Source organism: Clavibacter quasicaliforniensis, assembly GCF_051201715.1.
Classification (GTDB): Bacteria; Actinomycetota; Actinomycetes; order Actinomycetales; family Microbacteriaceae; genus Clavibacter; species Clavibacter seminis.
On the sequence record NZ_CP139624.1, the window covers coordinates 2,909,391 to 2,929,260 of the forward strand.

Here is a 19,870-nt window from a genome sequence, read left to right on the forward strand (position 1 = left end):
AGGAGGATGAGCAGATGGATCCCGTCCTCGCGCGCTTCTCCCCGGCCACCCGGGAGTGGTTCCAGGGCGCGTTCCCCGGCCCCACGCCCGCCCAGGTCGGCGCGTGGGAGGCCGTGCAGAAGGGGTCGCATGCGCTCGTCGTGGCGCCCACCGGATCCGGCAAGACGCTCGCGGCGTTCCTGTGGTCGATCGACCGGCTGGCCTCGCGGCCCGCGCCCGAGGATCCGATGCGGCGCACGCGCGTCCTCTACATCTCGCCGCTGAAGGCGCTCGCGGTCGACGTGGAGCGCAACCTGCGCTCGCCGCTCGTGGGCATCGTGCAGACGGCGAAGCGGCTCGGTGCCGAGCCGCCCGAGGTCACGGTGGGCGTGCGCTCCGGCGACACCCCGGCGGCCGACCGGCGCGCGCTCGCGAAGACGCCGCCGGACATCCTCATCACCACGCCCGAGTCGCTGTTCCTCATGCTCACCTCGGCCGCGCGCGAGACGCTCGCGGGGGTCGAGACGGTCATCGTCGACGAGGTGCACGCGGTCGCGGCCACCAAGCGCGGCAGCCACCTCGCGCTCTCGCTCGAGCGGCTCGACGCGCTTCTGGAGAAGCCGGCCCAGCGGATCGGCCTGTCGGCCACCGTGCGGCCGCCCGAGGAGGTGGCGCGGTTCCTCGGCGGTCGCTCACCCGTCTCGATCGTGTCGCCGAAGAACACGAAGGAGTTCGACCTCCGGGTCATCGTCCCGGTCGACGACATGACCGAGCTCGGCACCACGGCGCCGCTCGAGGGGTCGGCGGCGCAGGGGGACGCGCCGCAGCAGGGATCCATCTGGCCGCACGTGGAGGAGGGCATCGTCGACCTCGTGCTCCAGCACACGTCGTCCATCGTCTTCACCAACAGCAGGCGGCTGGCGGAGCGGCTCACGGCGCGGCTCAACGAGATCTACGCGACGCGCATCGAGGAGGGGCGCATCGACGCGGCGGGGAACGCGGTGGCGGGCGGGTCCGCGACGGGTTCCGCGACGGCCGACGCCGTGCCCGTGCTCGCGGGTGCCGCGGCCGGATCCGGGTCGTCGCGGCCCGTCGACGCCACCGCCTTCTCCGCCACGCGCCGCACCGCCGCCCGGCCGCCCGCCGAGGTCATGGCGCAGGCCGGGAGCACGGAGGGCGCGGATCCGGTGCTCGCGAAGGCGCACCACGGATCCGTCTCGAAGGAGCAGCGCGCCCTCATCGAGGACGACCTCAAGTCCGGTCGGCTCCGCTGCGTGGTCGCCACCTCGAGCCTCGAGCTCGGCATCGACATGGGCGACGTGGATCTCGTGGTGCAGGTCGAGGCGCCGCCCTCGGTCGCGAGCGGGCTGCAGCGCGTCGGCCGCGCCGGCCACCAGGTGGGCGAGGTCTCGCGCGGCGTCATCTTCCCCAAGCACCGGGCCGACCTCATCCACTCGGCCGTCGCCGCCGAGCGCATGGCGAGCGGGCAGATCGAGTCGCTGCGCGTGCCGGCGAACCCGCTCGACGTGCTGGCGCAGCAGACGGTGGCGTCCGTCGCGCTCGAGCCGCTGGGCGTCGAGGAGTGGTTCGACATCGTGCGGCGGAGCGCGCCCTTCGCCACGCTGCCGCGCTCCGCGTACGAGGCCACGCTCGACCTCCTGAGCGGCCGCTACCCGTCCGACGAGTTCGCGGAGCTGCGCCCCCGCATCGTGTGGGACCGCGACGAGGGCACCATCGAGGGGCGGCCGGGCGCGCAGCGGCTCGCGGTCACCTCGGGCGGCACCATCCCGGATCGCGGCCTCTTCGGCGTGTTCATGGTGGGCGAGAAGGCGTCGCGCGTGGGCGAGCTCGACGAGGAGATGGTCTACGAGTCGCGCGTCGGCGACGTGTTCGCGCTGGGGGCCACGAGCTGGCGGATCCAGGAGATCACGCACGACCGCGTGCTCGTGACGCCCGCGTTCGGCGAGCCGGGCAAGCTGCCGTTCTGGAAGGGCGACGGGCTCGGCCGGCCGCTGGAGCTGGGGCGCGCCATCGGCGCGTTCGTGCGCGAGCTGTCCGGATCCGCGGTGGACGACGCCCGGGCGCGCGCCGGCCGCGTGGGCCTCGACGACCGCGCCGTGAACAACCTGCTCGCGTTCCTCGACGACCAGAAGAAGGCCACCGGCCACGTGCCGAACGACCGCACGCTCGTGGTCGAGCGGTTCCGCGACGAGCTGGGCGACTGGCGCGTGGTGCTGCACTCCCCGTACGGGATGCAGGTGCACGCGCCGTGGGCGCTCGCGGTCGGGGCGCGGGTCACCGAGCTGTACGGCATCGACGGCGCGACCATGGCGAACGACGACGGCATCGTGGTGCGCATCCCCGAGACCGACGGCGAGCCGCCGGGGGCCGACCTGTTCGTGTTCGAGCCGGACGAGCTCGACGCGATCGTCACGCGCGAGGTCGGCGGATCCGCCCTGTTCGCGTCGCGCTTCCGAGAATGCGCCGCCCGCGCGCTCCTCCTGCCGCGCTACAACCCGGGCCGCCGCTCGCCGCTCTGGCAGCAGCGCCAGCGCGCGTCGCAGCTGCTGGACGTCGCGCGGAAGTTCCCCGCGTTCCCGATCGTGCTCGAGACCGTGCGCGAGGTGCTGCAGGACGTCTACGACCTGCCCGCGCTCACGTCGCTCGCGAAGGACATCGAGGCCCGGCGCATCAAGATCGTCGAGACCACCACGGAGGACGCGTCGCCGTTCGCGCGCAGCCTCCTCTTCAGCTACGTCGGCGCGTTCATGTACGAGGGCGACAGCCCGTTGGCCGAACGCCGGGCGGCCGCGCTCTCGCTCGACGCGGGCCTGCTCTCCGAGCTGCTGGGGCGGGCGGAGCTGCGCGAGCTGCTGGATCCCGCGGTCATCGCGCGCACCGAGCTGGAGCTGCAGCGGCTCGCGCCCGATCGTCGCGCCAAGGGGCTCGAGGGCGTCGCCGACCTGCTGCGGATCCTCGGGCCGCTCGACGCCGAGGAGGTCGCCGCGCGGCTCGAGCCCGAGGAGGCCGGATCCGCGGCCGACCACCTCGATGCGCTCGTCGCCGGCAGGCGCGCGCTCCGGGTCTCGTTCGGCGGGAAGCCGCGGGTCGCCGCCATCGAGGACGCGAGCCGGCTGCGCGACGCCCTCGGCGTGCCGCTGCCCATCGGCACGCCGATGGCGTTCGTCGAGCCGGTCGCGGATCCGCTCGGCGACCTCGTCGGCCGGTACGCCCGCACGCACGGCCCCTTCACCATCGCGGACGCGGCCACGGGCATAGGGCTCGGATCCGCCGTCATCGCCGACACGCTCGCCCGCCTGGGCGCCCAGCGGCGCGTGGTCGAGGGCGAGTTCCGGCCGGGCGCGTCCGGCAGCGAGTGGTGCGACGTCGAGGTGCTGCGGCGCCTCCGCAGTCGGTCGCTCGCGGCGCTCCGCAGCGAGGTCGAGCCCGTGGAGCGGGCCGCGTACGCGCGCTTCTTGCCCGCGTGGCAGCACGTGGCCGGCGCGGATCGCGAGCGCGGGCTCCGCGGGGTGGACGGCGTGCTGCAGGTCATCGAGCAGCTCGCGGGCGCGCCAGTGCCCGCATCCGCGTGGGAGACGCTCGTGCTGCCCGCTCGGGTGCGCGACTACACGCCCGCCATGCTCGACGAGCTCACGTCGACGGGCGAGGTCATCTGGTCGGGCGCCGGCACGCTCGCGGGCGCCGACGGCTGGGTCAGCCTGCACCTCGCCGACCAGGTCGCGCTCACGCTGCCCGAGCCCGACGCGCACGACACCGACGAGCTGCAGCGCGAGATCCTCACCACGCTCGGCACCGGCGGCGGCTACTTCTTCCGTCAGCTGAGCGACGCCGTGGGATCCACGGACGACAAGGCGCTCGTCACCGCGCTGTGGGATCTCGTGTGGGCGGGCCTCGTCACGAACGACACCCTGTCGCCGCTGCGGGCGCTGCTCGCCGGCGGATCCACGGCGCATAAGACGCCGCAGCGGGCGCCGCGCGGGCGCATGTACCGCGGGGGACGCATGCCGCGGCCCGACATGCCCACCCGCACCGGGCCACCCACCGCGGCCGGTCGCTGGTCGATCGTGCCGCTCGCCGAGACCGACGCCACCGTGCGCGCGGCGGGCACGGCCGAGCTGCTGCTCGAGCGGTACGGCGTGGTCACGCGCGGATCCGTCATGACCGAGCGGGTGCCCGGCGGCTTCGCGCTCACGTACAAGGTGCTCGCGGGCTTCGAGGACACCGGGCGTGCTCGCCGCGGGTACTTCATCGAGACGCTCGGCGCGGCGCAGTTCTCGACGGGCGGCACGGTCGACCGGCTGCGCGGCTTCACGCGGGATCCGGACGCGGGCGAGCGGCCGCTGGTCGCGCTGACGCTCGCGGCCACGGATCCGGCGAACGCGTACGGGGCGGCGCTGCCCTGGCCGAGGCTCGACGCGTCGTCGCCCGACGGGGACGGCGGCGCGGTCACGGGCGCCGGCACGGAGGCGAACATCGACGCGGGAGTCGGCGACGCGTCGTCCGCGATCGCGGAGTCCGGCAGCGTCGACGCGCGCGGCGAGCGCCCCACCGGCCACCGCGCCGGCCGCAAGGCGGGCGCGCTCGTGGTGCTGGTCGACGGCGAGCTCGTGCTCTACGTGGAGCGCGGCGGCAAGACCGTGCTGCTCTTCGACGACGACGAGGCGGTGATCCGCGCGGCGGCCGAGTCGCTCGGCGGGATCGTCCGGCGCGGCGGGGTCGCGAAGCTCGCGATCGAGAAGGTCAACGGCGCGTTCATCCTCGGCACGCCGCTCGGCACAGCGCTCCAGGAGCACGGCTTCTCGGCGACGCCGCGCGGGCTGCGGATGCGGTCGTGAGCGCGCGCAGCGAGGCGCGCACGGGCAGCGCGGCGCACACGGCCGCTCGCGCTGACGCCGGTCCCACGCCCGCGCCGGGAGCCGCCCGTGCCTGAGGGCGACACCGTCTGGCGCACCGCGTCGCACCTGCACGAGGCCATCGGCGGCCGGGTGCTCACGCGCAGCGACTTCCGCGTGCCCAAGTTCGCGACGCTCGATCTCGCGGGCCAGGAGGTCGACGAGGTCGTGAGCGTCGGGAAGCACATCCTCCATCGCGTCGGCGACCTCACGATCCACAGCCACCTCAAGATGGAGGGCTCCTGGCACATCTACCAGCACGGCACCGCGTGGCGGCGGCCGGCGTTCGAGGCGCGCGTGGTGCTCGAGACGGCGGAGCGCGTCACGGTGGGGTTCTCGCTGGGGGTGCTCGAGGTGATCCCGCGCGACCAGGAGCACACGGTCGTCGGGCATCTCGGGCCGGACATCCTCGGGCCCGACTGGGGCGACGTGGCGGCCGAGGAGATCGTGCGGCGCATCTCCGCGCAGCCGGATCGGGCGATCGGCCTGGCTCTGCTGGATCAGCGGAACGCCGCCGGCATCGGCAACGTCTACCGGGCCGAGCTCTGCTTCCTGCGCGGCGTGCTGCCCACACGGCCGGTCGGCGAGGTGCCGGACCTGCCCGCGATGGTCGCGCTCGCCCGCCGCACCATGCGCGCGAACCGCGACCGCATCGAGCGCACCACCACGGGCGACCTCCGCCGCGGCCGCACCGACTGGGTCTACGGGCGCAAGGGCAAGCCGTGCCTCCGGTGCGGCACGCGGATCCAGCAGGGGCAGCTCGGCGACCCCGTGCGGCCCGGCATGGGCGCGCAGGATCGGGTCACCTACTGGTGCCCGCGCTGCCAGACCTGACGCGCGGGCACCGGGGGCTCAGTCGCGCGGCGTCGACGCCGACGGCAGCTCGGGCGCGGGCGCGCCGCCCGCCGCGATCCGCGCCTCCTCCTTGCCGACCAGCGAGTGGCGGCGTCCGTAGAGGAAGTAGACCGCGAAGCCGAGCGCGAGCCAGACGACGAAGCGGACCCAGGTGAGGGTCGTGAGGTTGAGCATCAGCCACACGCAGAGCACGGCCGAGAGGATCGGCAGCCACGGCATGAGCGGCACGCGGAACGACGCCCGGATGTCCGGGCGCTTCTTCCGCAGCACGATCACGCCGATGCTCACGAGCACGAACGCGGACAGCGTGCCGATGTTGATCATCTCCTCGAGCACGCCCACGTCGGTGAACCCGGCGAGGGCCGCGACCACGACGCCCGCGATGATCTGCACCCGCACCGGCGTGCGGCGCTTCGCCGACGTGCGGCTGAGGCCGCGCGGCAGCAGGCCGTCGCGGCTCATCGCGAAGACGACGCGCGCGAGGCCGAGCAGCAGCACCATGAGCACGGTGGTGAGGCCGAGCAGCGTGCCGATGGAGATCACCTGCGCCGCCCATCCGGCGCCGACCGCGGTGAAGGCGGTCGTGAGCGACGGCTCCTCCGCATCCGCGAGCACCGTGTACGGGACCATGCCGGTGAGCACGAGGGTCACGAGCACGTAGAGCACGGTGACGACCGCGAGGCCCGCGAAGATGCCGCGCGGCAGCGTCCGCTGCGGGTCCTTGACCTCCTCGGCGCTCGTGGCGACCACGTCGAAGCCGATGAACGCGAAGAAGACGAGCGACGCTCCGGCGAGCAGGCCGTAGAGGCCGTACTGCGTCGGCTCCTGGCCGCTCGCCCAGGAGAACAGGGACTGGGTCCAGACGTCGGCGGATCCGCCCTCGGTCGGGCGCTGCGGCGGGATGAACGGCGAGTAGTTCTCCGCCTTCACGTAGAACGCGCCGACGACGATCACGAACAGGACGACCCCGACCTTGAGCACGGTGAAGACGCTCGAGACCCGGCTGGAGAGCTTGGTGCCGAGCACGAGCAGCACGGTGAAGATCGCGGTGATGAGCACGGCGCCCCAGCTGATCCCGAGGCCGAAGACCGTGATGGTGGACGGGATGTCGAGTCCCGCGAGCTTGAGCGCCGACTCCAGGTAGATGCCCCAGTACTTCGCGATGACCGCGGCCGCCGTGAGCATCTCGAGGATGAGGTCCCAGCCGATGATCCACGCGAGCAGCTCGCCCATGGTCGCGTAGGTGAAGGTGTACGCGCTGCCCGCGACGGGCACGGCGGAGGCGAACTCGGCGTAGCACATGATCGCGAGGCCGCACGTGACGGCGGCGAGCACGAACGCGAGCGTGACCGACGGGCCCGCGTAGTTGCCCGCGGCCTTCGCGCCGACGGAGAAGATGCCGGCGCCGACCGCGACGGCCACGCCCATGAGCATGAGGTCCCAGGTGCCGAGGGAGCGGGTGAGGCTGCGTTCGCCTCCCGCGGCGTCGGCGAGCGACGACTCGATGCTCTTCGTGCGGAACAGGCTCATGGGGCGTCCGTTCGGTGGTGGTGGCTCGGGGAACGGGGATCGAGCCTACCGGCGGGCGGGTAGCGCCCCCGTCCGGGGGCGCTGCTCCGTGCTGGTGCGGATGCGCGGGCCCCCGACACGCCCGGCCCGCGGAGAAGCGGGAGAAGCGCCGAGGAGAAGTGATCGGGGGACCTAGGCACCCATGAGGAGCAGTGCTTCTCTGGAGGAGCGGTCAAGCAGCGTGCCGCATCCGACACGAGTCCGGAAGGTCCTGAGTGACCGGAACGCTGCGCACGCGCGCCCTCGCCGCCGCCCCGACCGCCTCGTGCGGATCCGCCTCCCGCGCATCCGCGTCGGCGATCCCGCTGTCGACGACGCTCCCCCGCCCGACGAACCTCCCCCGCCCGACGCCGCTCGCGCCCGACCTCACGGCGGCGCGCGACGAGAAGCGCCGGGTCACCCACGACCGGTTCGTGCGCGCGGCCGCAGTCGCCGAGGATCCCGCGGGCGAGGCCGAACGCCGCCGCCTTCACGACCAGATCGTGCTCGACCACCTCGAGCTCGCCGACCAGCTCGCCCGCCAGCACTCGGGCCGCGCCCACGACTGGAGCGACCTGCGTCAGGTCGGCTACCTCGGCCTCGTGAAGGCCGCGCGCCGCTACGACCCGGGGTTCGGCGCGCCCTTCGTCTCGTTCGCGATCCCCACCATCTCCGGCGAGATCAAGCGCCACCTCCGCGACAACGGGTGGGTGGTCCGCCCACCCCGGCAGGTCCAGGAGCTCCGGCACGCGCTGCTCGCGGTCGTGCCCGCGCTCACGCAGAGGCTCGGCCGCACGCCCACCGACGCCGAGCTCGCGGCGCACACCGGGCACGCCCGCGAGGAGGTGGCCGAGGCGCTCGCCGCGCACTCCAGCCTCCGGCCCGCGTCGCTCGACTTCACGGTGCACGAGGACGAGGGCATCTCCCTGGCAGACACCCTCGGCGCCGACGACCCCGGCTACGCGCGCGCCGAACGCACGGTGCTGCTGGACGCGGCGCGCGGCGTCCTCAGCGATCGCGACCGGCGGATCCTGCACCTGCGCTTCGTCGACGAGTGCAGCCAGAGCGAGATCGCGGCCGAGCTCGGCGTGACGCAGATGCAGGTGTCGCGGCTGCTCGCGCGGATCCTCGGGGCGTTGCGCGCCGAGCTGACCCGCGGCGAGGCGGAGGCCCTGCCCGAGGTCGCCCCGCTGGCCGCCGTGTCGCCGATCCGCGTGCGCGAGGCCGACCGGCGCACGGCCTGAGGCCGGATCGGCTCCGCGGCTCGGAGCTCCGCGGCTCGGGGCTCCGCGGCTCGGGGCTCCGCGGCTCGGGGCTCCGCGCCAGCGCACCCCGGCGGCGGCGCCGACGCGATCCGCTCAGGTGCCGGGCAGCGCGCCCGTCTCCACCACTCGGCGCGCGACCTCGACGAGCTTCACGTTGCCGTCCTGCGAGTAGCGCCGGAGCACCTGGAACGCGCGGTCGGCGTCGAGCGAGAAGCGCTCCATCAGGATCCCCTGGGCTTGACCGATGACGGAGCGCGACGCGAGGCCGAGCGCGAGGTCGTCCGCGGCGTCCCACGCGGCGAGCGCGATGCGCGCGTGCACGGCGACCTCCTCGGCCACCGCTCGGTCGGCCGCGTCGAGCGTCCCGGTCGCGCGGTGCAGCGCGACGGCGCCGCCCGCGTCGGTGCGCGCGTCGGGCCTCCCGTCGGTGCGCCCGCCGGCACCGTCGGCCAAGCCGACGAGCAACAGGCCGGATCCGCCGGGCACGGGCCGCGCTGCGAGGAGCGCGCCGAGCGCGGCGCCGGACTCCCCCGCCACCGCGACCTCGGCCGCGCGGGGCAGGACGACGGCCGCGCCCGTCGCGGAGGACGCGTCGAGGAGCGCGGAGAGCAGCAGCTCGACGCCGGCGGCGCGGCTCGGTGCCGCGTGGAACGCGGCGACGACGTGGACGGGCAGGGCCGAACGGTGCTGCTCCATCCGATGCCTCCCGTGCGTTCGGGGACGTCGGCAGATCTCGGGCGATGCGCGGCCCGGACCCTCCGCAGCGCGGCGAGACGCCGAGCCCCGGCTCGACCATTCGAGTATCGCACCATCGATTTGTGCGCAAAGCGTCGGGGACGAGAACTCACGGGGAGCCGTTCGCGGGCGACGCCCGGCCCTCGCGGGCTCGACGCAGGGCCGTCGCGTCAGGCCGCGACGGTCGTGCCGCGCCAGGCGAGCGAGTCGCCTCCCACCTGCCACACGAGCGTGACCGCGTCACGGGCCTCGTCGTCGTCCGTCCAGGCCGAGGTGTCGAGCTCGAGGAGGCGGCCGGATCCCGCGGCGACGAGCCCGACGGGCACCTCGGTCCCGTCGACCCACGCCCAGGCCGTCTCGGGGTAGCCGACGAGCCCGCCATCCTCGGAGCCGTCCTCCGGCGCGACGAACGCGACGGAGAGCGGGCGCGAGGCGTCGACGGCGGGCACCGGATCCGCGGATCCCTCGGGGCCCGCCGCCGGGTTGCGCCACTCGTAGGGCGTCGCGCCGGTCGCGGGGACGACGTGGTCGTCGAGCAGGAGTCCCCGGCCGGTGTCGCGCACGATCCAGGCGTCGGCCACGTCGCCGTCCGAGGCGGACACGAGCGTGAAGGCGCCCTCGGGGCCCTCGGCCGAGATCGGCTCGACCGCGCGCAGCCGCTCGGCATCCTCCGGGGAGACGTTGCCCGCGCGGCCGAAGGAGGCGACGTACGACTCCCGGGATCCGGCCGACCCCTGCGCCTCGGGCGTGAGCATGCCCCATGCGGTGCCGGCATCGCCGGCCGCTACGGCGTCGAGGTACGCGGCGACGAGCGCGGTCGCGGCGGTGGGCGCCGCGGCCTCGTCGCCCTCGTCCGCGGGCGACGTCTCGACGGACTCGGGGACCGGCAACGGGACGGGTTCGACCTCGTCGGGGCCGGTGCACGACGTCAGGACGACCGCGGTCGAGGCGATCAGGACCAGGGGCAGGGTGCGCATCCTCATCCCCCGACGCTAATTCCGGCACCCGAGGGAACGCGCGCATTCCCACGGGCTGCCCAGGGGACGGAGCCCGGGGCGCGAGAGTCGCGCGCGGGCGGCGGGAGCGGACCCGGATACCGTCGGGGCATGAGCGACGCACGGGCCGACGAGGGCCGCATCCTGATCAGCAAGGCCGCGAACCACCTCGTCGACCGCGCCGAGTTCGGCCTCTCCGAGCTGCGCATCGTGCCGCTGGCACCGAGCGTCGAGCCGGCGATGCGCGCCGTCGGCATGGCGGGCAGGGAGGGACTCGGCGGCCGTCTGACGATCACGACGCGGGCGCTCGTCTTCCGCACGCACGCCGCCAACCGCGTCCGAGGCACGCTCAAGGTCCCGATCGGCGAGATCGCGGCGGCGCGCGACGTGTCCCGCGGCATCAGCCGTCGGCTCGAGGTCACGCTCGTGAGCGGCCACCGGCTGCTGTTCATCGTGTGGGGCGGCGCGCGGATCATCGCCGCGATCGACGAGGCGCGCGCGGGGGCCGGGCGCGGCTGACGCGACCCGTCCGCAGGGGGCGCGCATCCGGCAGCGGCGCAGCCGCCCCTGCCATGCTCGATGCATGGCCTCCCTCACCCGTCCCCGTCGCGGCAAGATCATCGCCGGCGTCTGCGCCGCCCTCGCCGACCGCTTCGGCATCAGCCGCTTCCTCGTCCGCCTGCTGTTCGTGCTCTCCATCGTACTGCCGGGCCCGCAGGTGCTCCTGTACCTGATCCTCTGGATCGTCTTCCCCAAGCAGCGCTGACCCGCCCGGGTCGCCGTGCGTCGGCGACCCGGGATCGTCCCGCGCCGGAAACGCTCCCGCAACACCCGGTTCCCAGACTGGGGAGACGCCTCTCCCCACGTCTGGATGGATCCGCATGCCCGCTCGTCCACGCGCCCGCGCCCGGATCCGCACCGGCGGTCGCGCCCTCGCCACGGCCGCGCTCGCGGTCGGCCTCGCGACGGGCGGCGGGATCGACGCGGGCCCTGCCCGGGCGTCCACCGACGCGGATCCCGCCGCATCGGCCTCGCCCGCAGCCCCCGCCGTCGTCGACCTGGGCGTCGCCGACGCGGTCGCGCTCCTCGACGCCGGATCCACCACCTCCGTCGCGCTGACCCGCGCCTACCTCGCGCGCATCGACGCGTACGACGACCGGGGCGACGACGGGCCGGGCCTCCAGGCCGTCATCACCACGAACGCGGACGCGCTCGCGACGGCCGCGACGCTCGACGCGGAGCGCGCGGCCGGCTCGATCCGCGGGCCGCTGCACGGCGTCCCGATCGTCGTGAAGGACAACCACGCCACGGCCGACATGCCCACCACCGTCGGCAGCGCGGCGCTCCGCGACTACCGCACGACGGCCGACTCCACCGCGGTCGCGCGGCTGCGGGCGGCCGGCGCGATCATCCTCGCGAAGACGAACATGTCCGAGTTCGCGTGGCACGGCACCTACACGCTGGGCTCCGCGCGCGGCCGCACGGCGAACCCGTACGACCGGTCGTGGAGCGCGAGCGGATCCAGCGGGGGCACGGGCGCGGCGGTGGCGGCCGCCTACGCGCCGGCGGGGCTCGGCACGGACTCGTGCGGATCCATCCTGGGACCGGCCGCGCACCAGGGCCTCGTGGGATTCCGGCCGACGATGGGCCTCACGAGCACCGCTGGCATCGTGCCGCTCTCGCCCCGGCAGGACGTCTCCGGGCCGATGACCACCACGGTCGCCGACGCCGCGCTCCTCACGGAGGTGCTCGCGGGGCGCGACCCGGCGGATCCGCTCACGGAGATCGCCGACCAGCAGGACACCGACGCGTACGTCTCCGGCCTGTCGACCACCGCCCTCGCCGGGAAGCGCATCGGCTACGTCCGCTGGGACATCCCGGACGATCCCGAGCGGCCCGGCCTCGCCGAGACGAGCGCCCTCATGGAGCAGGCCGTGCGCGACCTCGAAGCCCAGGGCGCCGAGGTCGTGGACGTGCCGCTCACGCAGGAGTTCGTGGAGCAGACGCTGCAGAGCGGCGGATGGCGCGACATGCGCCCGGCGATCGACCGCTTCCTCCGCGAGACGCCCGCCACCTGGTCGACGCGCGTGGCGGCGCGCACCGCACCCGCCGACGTGCTCTCCTTCGCCGACGTGATGGCCGACCGGCCGAGCGCGCTCACCGACGGCGACATCGCCTACTTCCTCAGCCACGAGGACGTCCCGAGCCCCGACTACGAGCGGTCGATCGCGGAGCAGGACGCGGGCAAGGCGGCGATGGACGCGTTCTTCGTGGAGCAGGGCATCGACGCGCTCGCGATGCCGACGAGCGCCACCAGCGCGACGGCGACATGGGCGGGCACCACGTTCTGCGACGTCGGCGCGAACACCGGGATCCCCACGATCTCGGTACCCGCGGGCTTCACCTCGACGGGCGCTCCCGTCGGCCTCGAGCTCGCCGCGCCCCGCAGCCACGACGGCGACCTGCTCGCGATGGCCTACGCGTACGAGCAGGCGACCCGGCACCGGGTCGCGCCGGGGACGACGCCGGAGCTGGTGGCGGATGCGGATCCGGTGCCCGCGGCAACGGAGGCCCCGGCCGCCGCGACCGACGACCCCGCCGACCCCGCCCCGCAGGCGCTCGGCGCGGTCCGCACGGCCGGCATCGGGATCAACACGCTCGCCGAGAATCTCGCCATCGCCGCGGCTCTCGCGCTCGTCGGCGGGATCGTGGTCGCCGCGGGCCTCGTGCGCCGCCGGCGCCACCCCGCCACCTGACCGCGCGCACCCGGGACGCGAGAGGGGCGGGCGGCCATCGGCCACCCGCCCCTCTTTTGGGGCTAATGAATAATTGGCAGGACCATATACCAGTTGATGCCGGGCGTTAGATTGGGCTCAATCCAAAAGAGCAGTGGCGCCTATTACCTGTATCCACACCAGGACCACTGCCACCGAACTACCGACCCGAAGGCCATCATGCAAATGCACTCCGTTATCTCCACCAACGTTCAAGCCGTGGGTTATGACAATAGCTCACGTACGCTTCGCGTACAGTTTCAAAGCGGCGGGATCTACGACTACTACGAAGTTGCGCCAAGCCTGTACCAGGAGATGCTTCAGCCCAATCCGTGGCGAAGAGTCGGGCGTAAAATTAAGGCGCATGTCACCAATCGAGTGACATAAGTCGGATCGCATTCTTCTGGGGGAAGGCATAAATCCTCTGAATTAAGAAAGTGCGTACTTAATGCAAATTCGCAGAGACTTACGGCTTTCCAAATGAAGATAGAGGGGCGGGCGGCCATCGGCCACCCGCCCCTCACCCGTGCGGAGACGGATCCGGTCAGCTCTTCCCGTGCTTCACGAGCGACACCGTGCCGTCGGCCGTCACGACGACCTTCGCGGCCATCGCGGCCGGGAGGTCGATGCGCTGCCAGCTGCCCTCGGTGCCCTCGTCGAGCGGCTCGCCCGAGTCGATCGCGGTGAGCGCGAGCACCTGGCGGCGCTGCTCGGGCGTGAGGTCGGGGTGGCTGGTGATGAGGAGCGACTCGGCGCCGGTGGGCACGGTCGTCGGCTGGCCCTTGTCGCCGACGCGCGGGAAGTCGTAGCTCATGCGCTGCTCGTAGACCTTGAGCGCCTGCTTGGTGGTCAGGTACGGCTTGTCCTTCGCGATGCAGACCGCGAGCGTCGCGCCGCACTTGGCCTCGAGCACGGTGCGCAGCTCGGTGGACGCCTGCTCGAAGAGCGTACGGAACGACGGGTCGGACCAGCGGCGCTCGACGATCTTCTGGCCCATCATGCGGCCGGCCATCACGTCGAGCGGGTAGTGCGCGCCCATGATGATGCGGTTGTTGCCGGCATCGGAGGCGCGGGCGAGGATCTGCGGCGCGAGCTCCGGCAGCATCGTCGCGAGCGCTGTGCCCTGCCAGAACGCCTGCGAGGTGTGGCCGCTGGGGTACGAGCCGTCCTGGCCGGCCCACGCGTTGCCGTCCGGCTTGTCGCGGTACTTGAGCTTGAGCGGGAACGCGACGTAGGGCCGCGGGTTGTTGAAGTACGTCTTCACGGGGTTGGTGGACGAGTACTTGCCGACGAGGCCGCCGTTCTTGGCGAGCAGCGCGTCCGTCTTCGGGAGCTGGCCCGCCTCGCGCGCCGTGCGGTAGATCTCGCCGAGGTTCTTGCCGAGGCCGTCCGACATCGTGATCGACATGTCGGCGTACTGGTCGATGATCGCCCGGTCCGCCTGCGCCCGGGTCGCGGCCTGGTTGATCTTGATGGTCTTCTTGTCGTTCAGCTTCATGATGTCGGGGCGGTTCGCCTTCAGCGAGGTGAACTGGTCGAGCATCGGCACGAAGTCGTAGGTGCTGTTCGACGGGTAGGGCGCGTCGAGCGTGGCCTGGTCGAAGGGCGCGATGGCCGGGGCGGTGGAGGACGCGGTGGGTGCGTCGGAGGCGGTCGCGGCGGTGACGCCGGTGCCGGTGAGCAGCAGGCCGAGGATCGCGGTGGTCGACAGCAGCGTCGCGGTGCGGGCGCGGGGACGCCGGAGCGGGGTGGGGATGATCGTGCCTCTCGTCGGGAGCGGGCGGCCGTGCGGCCTCCGGCACCGTACGGATCGGGCGTGACGCGGATCCTTCCGGGAGGTGGAGCGGAGGTGGCCGGGCGGTGCGTCCGCCCGGCCACCCGCGAGAGGGCTCGGCCTCAGCCGCGCGACCTCGGGACCCACGCGCGCGTCTCGGGCTCCAGCGTCATCCCGCCGCCCGCGCGGATCCGGTCGACGGAGCCGTCCGGCGCTCGGTCGACCGTGACCTCCTCGCCGACGGATCCGAACCCGTCGCCCTCGACGATGCGCACCGAGGAGTCGCCCGTGCGCTCGAGCACGTCGACGGAGTCGAGCGGGTGCTCCGCGGTCGGGTCGATGCGGAGGAAGCGGTCGCCGATCACCTGGAAGTCCTGCAGGCCCCAGACGTTCGCGAAACGACCGGTGAAGGGGGCGTCGACCGCGGCACGCTCGTCCTCGGTGGCGGCCGAGTCGGCGAGCAGCAGCTCGAGGATGCCCGTGCTGAGCGTGGCGGCCGGGCCGTCGATGGCGTTCGTGAGCACGCTGACCGCCCAGCCGCTCGCGGGATCCACCGCCGTGCGCGTGATGTGGCCCGGGTACCCGCCCGAGTGGCCGACGACCGTGGCTTCGTGCGCCCCGGATCCGACGCGCTCGATGATGAGGCCGTAGCCGTAGCGGCGGGTGCCGGCCGGATCCGCGCTGGAGGCGTAGCGCGGCCGCTGCTGGATGCGCTTCGACGCGGCCGAGATGAGCCGCTCGTCGTCGGGCAGCACGAGCGCGGAGAAGAAGGACACGAGCTCGGACGCGGTGCTCGTGACGCCGGTGGCCGCGGCCATCGCGCGAGTATCGACGTGCGGGATGACGGTGCGCTCGCGCGACGTGCGGAGCGAGGTGGACGCGGCCGCGTACTCGTCCGCGCGCGCCGGGACGTACTCCGCGGTGGTGTCGCGGAGGCCCAGCGGCGCGGCGATCCGCTCGGCGAGGTAGTCCGCGAAGGACAGGCCGGACGCCGCCTCGATCACCAGGCCGATCAGCGAGTACCCGATGTTCGAGTAGTTGAACGCGGTGTCGGGCGCGACCTTGGCGACGCCGGGCGCGGTCGCGATGGCGATCAGGTGCGCGCGGTCGGGGAACGGGCCGGAGTGCTGCCAGTGGTCGCCGTCGGGCCCGTCGCGGAGGACGCCCGCGCCGTGCTCCAGGAGCGCGGCGATCGTGACGCCGGCGAGCTCGGACCCAGCCTCGGCCAGCTCGGGCACGTGCTGGCCGAGCGTGTCGTCGAGGCGGAGGGCGCCCTGCTCGGCGAGCTGCAGGATCGCGGTGGCCGTGAAGGTCTTGGAGTGCGAGGCCACGCGGAACAGGTGCGCGGGCGTCAGCGGCGCGTCGGTGGTGGGATCCGCGACGCCGAACGCCTCGGACAGCACGACCTCGCCGTGCCGGGCGATGGCGACCTGCGCGCCGGGGACGCGGGTCTGCCAGACGCGGTGGTCGAGCCAGGTGCGGACGTAGTCGAGGATCTCGCTCATGGGGGCGCTCCGGGGATCGGGGACGGCGGGCGTGCCGGACTCTACGCGACCCGCGCTCGCCCCCGCCTGATCCGTCGAGCGAACCGCGGGGACCCGTCCGCATCCGCGGAGCGAACGTCTGGCGCTCCCCGCTGGGCGCCTCCTGGACGGGCGGGACGATCGGCGGGCCCGTCCCGTCTCCTGGGTGACGCACCACCCGACAGGAGCAGCCATGAACGACCCGACCCGCGGATCCCGTGCCGCGCAGACCGCATCCGCATCCCCCCGCCCGACCGGCGCGGCCGCCGCCGGCGCCGACGACCGAGGAGCCGCGCGATGAGCGCCCGCTCCGCCGGCCCCGTCCTCCGCCGCCGCCCGCGGGCCACGCGCGCGGCCGCCGTCACCGGCCTCGTCGTGGTGATCGTGGTCGTGGTCGTCGTGCTGCTGCCCGCGCTCGGGTTCATCGGCGCGGCCGACGCGGCGACCGCCGGCCAGCTCGACGTGCCGGTGACCCTCATCGCGCTCGGCGTGGGCGTGTCGCTGGTGGTCGCGGTCGTGATGCTCGGGATCGCCGCGCGCACCCGGGACGGTCGCGTCGCCTGGGTCGCCGCCGTCTCCGCCGTGGTGGCGACGCTCGTGGGATCCGCGTGGCCGCTCGTCGCCACCGTGATCGCGAGCGTCGACCAGGTGCAGGACGCGATCCCCTTCGTGCAGGACCTCATCGGGCGCGTACTCGGGGGCTGACACCCGCTCCCCATGACGCACGAGCGGCCGCCGACCCGTGGGTCGGCGGCCGCTGTCGTGCAAGGCGGATCACTCGCGGACGAGCACCAGCTCGGAGAGCGGCAGGCGCAAGCGCGGCGCCGTCTCGCGCTCGGCGAGCGGGCCCTCGAGCGCGTCGGCCGGGGCGACCGTGCCGACGGCCGTGACGGTGAGCGGCTGCAGGTTCTCGGGCAGGTCGAACGCGGCGGACAGCTTGTCGAACTCGACGCCGGCCATCTGGTGCGTGTGCAGGCCCTCGGCCTGCGCCTGCACGGAGAGGTGGGCGACGGCCTGGCCGAGGTCGTAGGCGGCGTAGGGGCGCTTCTCGCCCTCGACCGTGGAGGTCTCGGCGATGGCGACGATCAGCGCGGAGGCGTTGACGGCCCACGCGGCGTTGAAGCCGACGAGCGAGTCGACGATGGTGTCGAACGCGTGCGTGCCGCGGCGGGCGGCGATGAAGCGGCGCGGCTGCTGGTTGCTGGCGGACGGCGCCCAGCGCGCGGCCTCGAGCAGCGCGTCGAGCTGCTGGTCGGAGACGCTGGCGTCCGTGTCGAAGGAGCGCGGGCTCCAGCGGGCGTCGAGCTCGCGCACGATCGGCACGGCGGTGTCGGCGGTGCGGGCGGTGGATGCGGAGGTGGTGGCGTCCTCGATGAGGGTCATGGCGATTCCTTCGGTCGATGTCGGGGATGCGGCACATCGTCGGGCCTCGCGGATCACAATGCGGGACGCCGCCCGGCTATTCCTGGGTGACGCCGGGCCGCATCCCCGCCGCGCGGCCTACCCCGCGAGCGGGTCGCGCACGTCCTCGAAGCGGCCCGACTCCGCCGAACGGCCTGCCGCCTCCATCAGCGCGAGGCTGCCGAGGTTGTCGCGGCCGCTCGTCTCGGGCGGCGGGCCGCCGAGGATCGAGAGGGCGAATGCGCGGAGGCCCGCGGCGCGGCCGATGAGCGGCAGGGTCTCGAGGTCGAGCTCGCGCTCGGAGCCGTCGGCGTCGCGGATCCCGACCCGGTCTGCCGAGACGCCCTCGCCGCGGCTCGTGAAGGTCAGCTCGCCGTCCTCGCCGGAGATGCGCCATTCGCCCGCCCACGGCGTGACCGGTCCGCGGTGCAGCCAGCTGCCGCGGTAGTCGACGATCAGGCCGCCCTCCAGCTCGATGACCATGGAGGCGACAGCCGGGTCGCGGTAGTGGCTGAACGACGGGCGGCTGGTGCGGGCGAACACGCGCACGGCCTCGCGGCCGGTGATCATGCGTATCAGGTCGAAGTGGTGGATCGCCATGTCGTTGATGATCGGCTGCGGGAACCGGTAGTGCGGATAGTCGTCGGGCTCGTCGTTGTCCCACTGTCGGAAGTCGATCTCGATGGTCGCGACCTCGCCGAGCGCGTCGGCGGCGAGCAGCTCGCGCACGCGGCGCGGCGCCGGGTACCAGCGGTAGTTCTGGCTGACCTGCACGATGAGCCCGAGCTCCTCGCCACGGCGGACCACGGCGGCGGCCTCGGCGGTCGAGTTCGCGAACGGCTTCTCGACGATCACGTGCTTGCCCGCCTCGAGCGCCTCCAGCGCGAGCGGCGCATGGGTGACGGCCGGAGCTGTGACGATGACGGCGTCCGCCTCCACCGCGGCGAGCGCGTCGGCGAGCGAGGCGAACGCGGCCTCGGCGGGGAGGCCGAGCAGCGTGCGCACCTTCTCGCGGGTGGGCTCGCTCGGATCCACGATCGCGGCGACCTCGATCTCGGCGACGGCCGGCACGGCGTTGCGCGCCCAGTCGCCGCCCCAGCCGCCGAGGCCGACGTGGATCACGCGGACGCGCGGGCCGTCGTAGGCGGGAGCAGCCGGGGCGGCCGCCGACGCGGGGGAAGCCGGAGCGGCGGGCGTCGCCGGGGTCGTGGGCACGGCGGGCTTCGCGGCGCTCATCGGGCGAGGAACCAGTCGCGCGGGTGCTCGTCGGCCGTGAGGTCGGCGCGGCCGTCCGTCGGCGCGACCCAGCGGGCGGCGTTCGCGAGCACGCGGCGGATGTCGGGGTGGTGGTACACGGGGTACTCCTGATCGCCGGGCGAGAAGTAGAAGACACGTCCGCGACCGCGGTGGTACGCGACACCGGAGCGGAAGACCTCGCCGCCCGCGAAGGTGGAGAGGAACACCTCCTCGTCGGGGCGCGGGATGTCGAACTGCTCGCCGTACATCTCCTGGCGGTCGATGACGATCGGGTGCGGGATCCCCTCGGCGATCGGGTGCTGCGGCGCGATGGTCCAGACCAGCTCGCGCTCGCCGTCGTTGCGCCACTTGAGCGAGCACGTGGTGCCCATCAGGCGCGTGAAGACCTTGGAGTAGTGGCCGGAGTGCAGGACGACGAGGCCCATGCCTGCGTGCACGTGGCGGATCACGCGCTCGACGACCTCGTCGGACACCTCGCCGTGCGCGACGTGGCCCCACCAGTAGAGGACGTCGGTCGCGGCGAGGCGCTCCTCGGTGAGGCCGTGCTGATCCTCCTGGAGGGTCGCGGTGCTCACGCGCGCGTCGTCGCCCAGCAGCTCGCGGAGGCCATCGGCGACCACGGTGTGGATCCCGTCCGGGTAGTGCGACAGGACGGTCGCGTCCCCCCGGCTCTCGTGCACGTTCTCGTTCCAGACGACGATGTCCATGGCGCTCCTCGTTCGGCGGTGGTCGGGGTGGTCAGGCGATCGCGCGACCGGCTCGACCCGAGATCGGCCGTGACGCGGCGGATGCCCGCGCCTACGATCGTACGCATGCCCCGCGCCGATGCGGGCGACCCGGGAGGCCGCATG

At 73.7% G+C, this 19,870-nt stretch carries 16 protein-coding genes; 8 read left to right on the forward strand and 8 right to left on the reverse strand.

What is annotated here, in order from left to right; all coding sequences use genetic code 11:
* Positions 1 to 14: 14 nt before the first annotated feature.
* Together NL142_RS13845 and NL142_RS13850 are read left to right on the forward strand one after the other, a co-directional pair.
* Positions 15 to 4,835 (forward strand): DNA glycosylase AlkZ-like family protein, encoded by a 4,821-nt coding sequence (locus tag NL142_RS13845; protein ID WP_435080167.1) that lies wholly within the window; start codon positions 15 to 17, stop codon positions 4,833 to 4,835.
* 87 nt (positions 4,836 to 4,922) lie between these two features.
* The gene (locus NL142_RS13850; protein ID WP_435080168.1) at positions 4,923 to 5,726 is read left to right on the forward strand and encodes a DNA-formamidopyrimidine glycosylase family protein; all 804 of its coding nucleotides are present in this window, start codon (positions 4,923 to 4,925) and stop codon (positions 5,724 to 5,726) included.
* 18 nt (positions 5,727 to 5,744) lie between these two features.
* On the opposite strand, the gene NL142_RS13855 is transcribed toward NL142_RS13850, so the two are convergent.
* Positions 5,745 to 7,277, reverse strand: a complete 1,533-nt coding sequence (locus tag NL142_RS13855; RefSeq protein ID WP_435080169.1) for an amino acid permease — start codon at positions 7,275 to 7,277, stop codon at positions 5,745 to 5,747.
* A 254-nt stretch (positions 7,278 to 7,531) separates the two neighbouring features.
* Between NL142_RS13855 and NL142_RS13860 the strand changes: the two genes are divergently transcribed.
* Positions 7,532 to 8,539 (forward strand): sigma-70 family RNA polymerase sigma factor, encoded by a 1,008-nt coding sequence (locus NL142_RS13860; protein WP_435080170.1) that lies wholly within the window; start codon positions 7,532 to 7,534, stop codon positions 8,537 to 8,539.
* A gap of 114 nt (positions 8,540 to 8,653) precedes the next feature.
* Here NL142_RS13860 and NL142_RS13865 read toward each other — a convergent pair whose 3' ends face one another.
* On the reverse strand, positions 8,654 to 9,256 hold the full coding sequence (locus tag NL142_RS13865; protein WP_435080171.1) for an ANTAR domain-containing protein: 603 nt from the start codon (positions 9,254 to 9,256) through the stop codon (positions 8,654 to 8,656).
* A 209-nt stretch (positions 9,257 to 9,465) separates the two neighbouring features.
* Positions 9,466 to 10,278 carry a hypothetical protein gene (locus tag NL142_RS13870; RefSeq protein WP_435080172.1) on the reverse strand — a complete coding sequence of 271 codons (813 nt, stop codon included), beginning with the start codon at positions 10,276 to 10,278 and terminating at the stop codon, positions 9,466 to 9,468.
* Positions 10,279 to 10,401: 123 nt separating this feature from the next.
* On the opposite strand from NL142_RS13870, the gene NL142_RS13875 reads away from it, so the two are divergent.
* From NL142_RS13875 to NL142_RS13890, 4 genes are all read left to right on the forward strand, one after another.
* Entirely contained in the window at positions 10,402 to 10,809 is a 408-nt protein-coding gene (locus tag NL142_RS13875) for a hypothetical protein (protein WP_435080173.1), read from the forward strand.
* Between the two features lie 64 nt (positions 10,810 to 10,873).
* The gene (locus NL142_RS13880; RefSeq protein WP_012039344.1) at positions 10,874 to 11,056 is read left to right on the forward strand and encodes a PspC domain-containing protein; all 183 of its coding nucleotides are present in this window, start codon (positions 10,874 to 10,876) and stop codon (positions 11,054 to 11,056) included.
* Between the two features lie 115 nt (positions 11,057 to 11,171).
* On the forward strand, positions 11,172 to 13,046 hold the full coding sequence (locus tag NL142_RS13885) for an amidase family protein (protein WP_435080174.1): 1,875 nt from the start codon (positions 11,172 to 11,174) through the stop codon (positions 13,044 to 13,046).
* A 204-nt stretch (positions 13,047 to 13,250) separates the two neighbouring features.
* Positions 13,251 to 13,451: a KTSC domain-containing protein gene (locus tag NL142_RS13890; RefSeq protein WP_435081604.1), complete on the forward strand. Its 201-nt coding sequence runs from the start codon at positions 13,251 to 13,253 to the stop codon at positions 13,449 to 13,451.
* A gap of 157 nt (positions 13,452 to 13,608) precedes the next feature.
* Here the strand turns inward: NL142_RS13890 and NL142_RS13895 are convergent, their stop codons facing one another.
* Both NL142_RS13895 and NL142_RS13900 read right to left on the reverse strand, forming a co-directional pair.
* Positions 13,609 to 14,985: an acid phosphatase gene (locus NL142_RS13895; protein ID WP_435080175.1), complete on the reverse strand. Its 1,377-nt coding sequence runs from the start codon at positions 14,983 to 14,985 to the stop codon at positions 13,609 to 13,611.
* Positions 14,961 to 16,343: a serine hydrolase domain-containing protein gene (locus NL142_RS13900; protein WP_435080176.1), complete on the reverse strand. Its 1,383-nt coding sequence runs from the start codon at positions 16,341 to 16,343 to the stop codon at positions 14,961 to 14,963. The genes NL142_RS13895 and NL142_RS13900 overlap by 25 nt, the downstream gene beginning before the upstream one ends.
* Before the next feature lie 315 nt (positions 16,344 to 16,658).
* On the opposite strand from NL142_RS13900, the gene NL142_RS13905 reads away from it, so the two are divergent.
* Entirely contained in the window at positions 16,659 to 17,066 is a 408-nt protein-coding gene (locus NL142_RS13905; RefSeq protein ID WP_435080177.1) for a hypothetical protein, read from the forward strand.
* 69 nt (positions 17,067 to 17,135) lie between these two features.
* On the opposite strand, the gene NL142_RS13910 is transcribed toward NL142_RS13905, so the two are convergent.
* From NL142_RS13910 to NL142_RS13920, 3 genes are all read right to left on the reverse strand, one after another.
* The gene (locus NL142_RS13910) at positions 17,136 to 17,744 is read right to left on the reverse strand and encodes a nitroreductase family protein (RefSeq protein ID WP_435080178.1); all 609 of its coding nucleotides are present in this window, start codon (positions 17,742 to 17,744) and stop codon (positions 17,136 to 17,138) included.
* Positions 17,745 to 17,861: 117 nt separating this feature from the next.
* Positions 17,862 to 18,998 (reverse strand): Gfo/Idh/MocA family protein, encoded by a 1,137-nt coding sequence (locus NL142_RS13915; protein WP_435080179.1) that lies wholly within the window; start codon positions 18,996 to 18,998, stop codon positions 17,862 to 17,864.
* Positions 18,995 to 19,726, reverse strand: a complete 732-nt coding sequence (locus NL142_RS13920; protein ID WP_435080180.1) for a ThuA domain-containing protein — start codon at positions 19,724 to 19,726, stop codon at positions 18,995 to 18,997. The genes NL142_RS13915 and NL142_RS13920 overlap by 4 nt, the downstream gene beginning before the upstream one ends.
* Between the last annotated feature and the right edge of the window lie 144 nt (positions 19,727 to 19,870).

Coding starts and splice junctions, on each gene's coding strand:
- NL142_RS13845 (WP_435080167.1), top strand. CDS start 15: ATGGATCCCGTCCTCGCGCGCTTCTCCCCGGCCACCCGGGAGTGGTTC.
- NL142_RS13855 (WP_435080169.1), bottom strand. CDS start 7,277: ATGAGCCTGTTCCGCACGAAGAGCATCGAGTCGTCGCTCGCCGACGCC.
- NL142_RS13865 (WP_435080171.1), bottom strand. CDS start 9,256: ATGGAGCAGCACCGTTCGGCCCTGCCCGTCCACGTCGTCGCCGCGTTC.
- NL142_RS13870 (WP_435080172.1), bottom strand. CDS start 10,278: ATGAGGATGCGCACCCTGCCCCTGGTCCTGATCGCCTCGACCGCGGTC.
- NL142_RS13875 (WP_435080173.1), top strand. CDS start 10,402: ATGAGCGACGCACGGGCCGACGAGGGCCGCATCCTGATCAGCAAGGCC.
- NL142_RS13880 (WP_012039344.1), top strand. CDS start 10,874: ATGGCCTCCCTCACCCGTCCCCGTCGCGGCAAGATCATCGCCGGCGTC.
- NL142_RS13885 (WP_435080174.1), top strand. CDS start 11,172: ATGCCCGCTCGTCCACGCGCCCGCGCCCGGATCCGCACCGGCGGTCGC.
- NL142_RS13890 (WP_435081604.1), top strand. CDS start 13,251: ATGCACTCCGTTATCTCCACCAACGTTCAAGCCGTGGGTTATGACAAT.
- NL142_RS13900 (WP_435080176.1), bottom strand. CDS start 16,343: ATGAGCGAGATCCTCGACTACGTCCGCACCTGGCTCGACCACCGCGTC.
- NL142_RS13905 (WP_435080177.1), top strand. CDS start 16,659: ATGAGCGCCCGCTCCGCCGGCCCCGTCCTCCGCCGCCGCCCGCGGGCC.
- NL142_RS13910 (WP_435080178.1), bottom strand. CDS start 17,744: ATGACCCTCATCGAGGACGCCACCACCTCCGCATCCACCGCCCGCACC.
- NL142_RS13915 (WP_435080179.1), bottom strand. CDS start 18,998: ATGAGCGCCGCGAAGCCCGCCGTGCCCACGACCCCGGCGACGCCCGCC.
- NL142_RS13920 (WP_435080180.1), bottom strand. CDS start 19,726: ATGGACATCGTCGTCTGGAACGAGAACGTGCACGAGAGCCGGGGGGAC.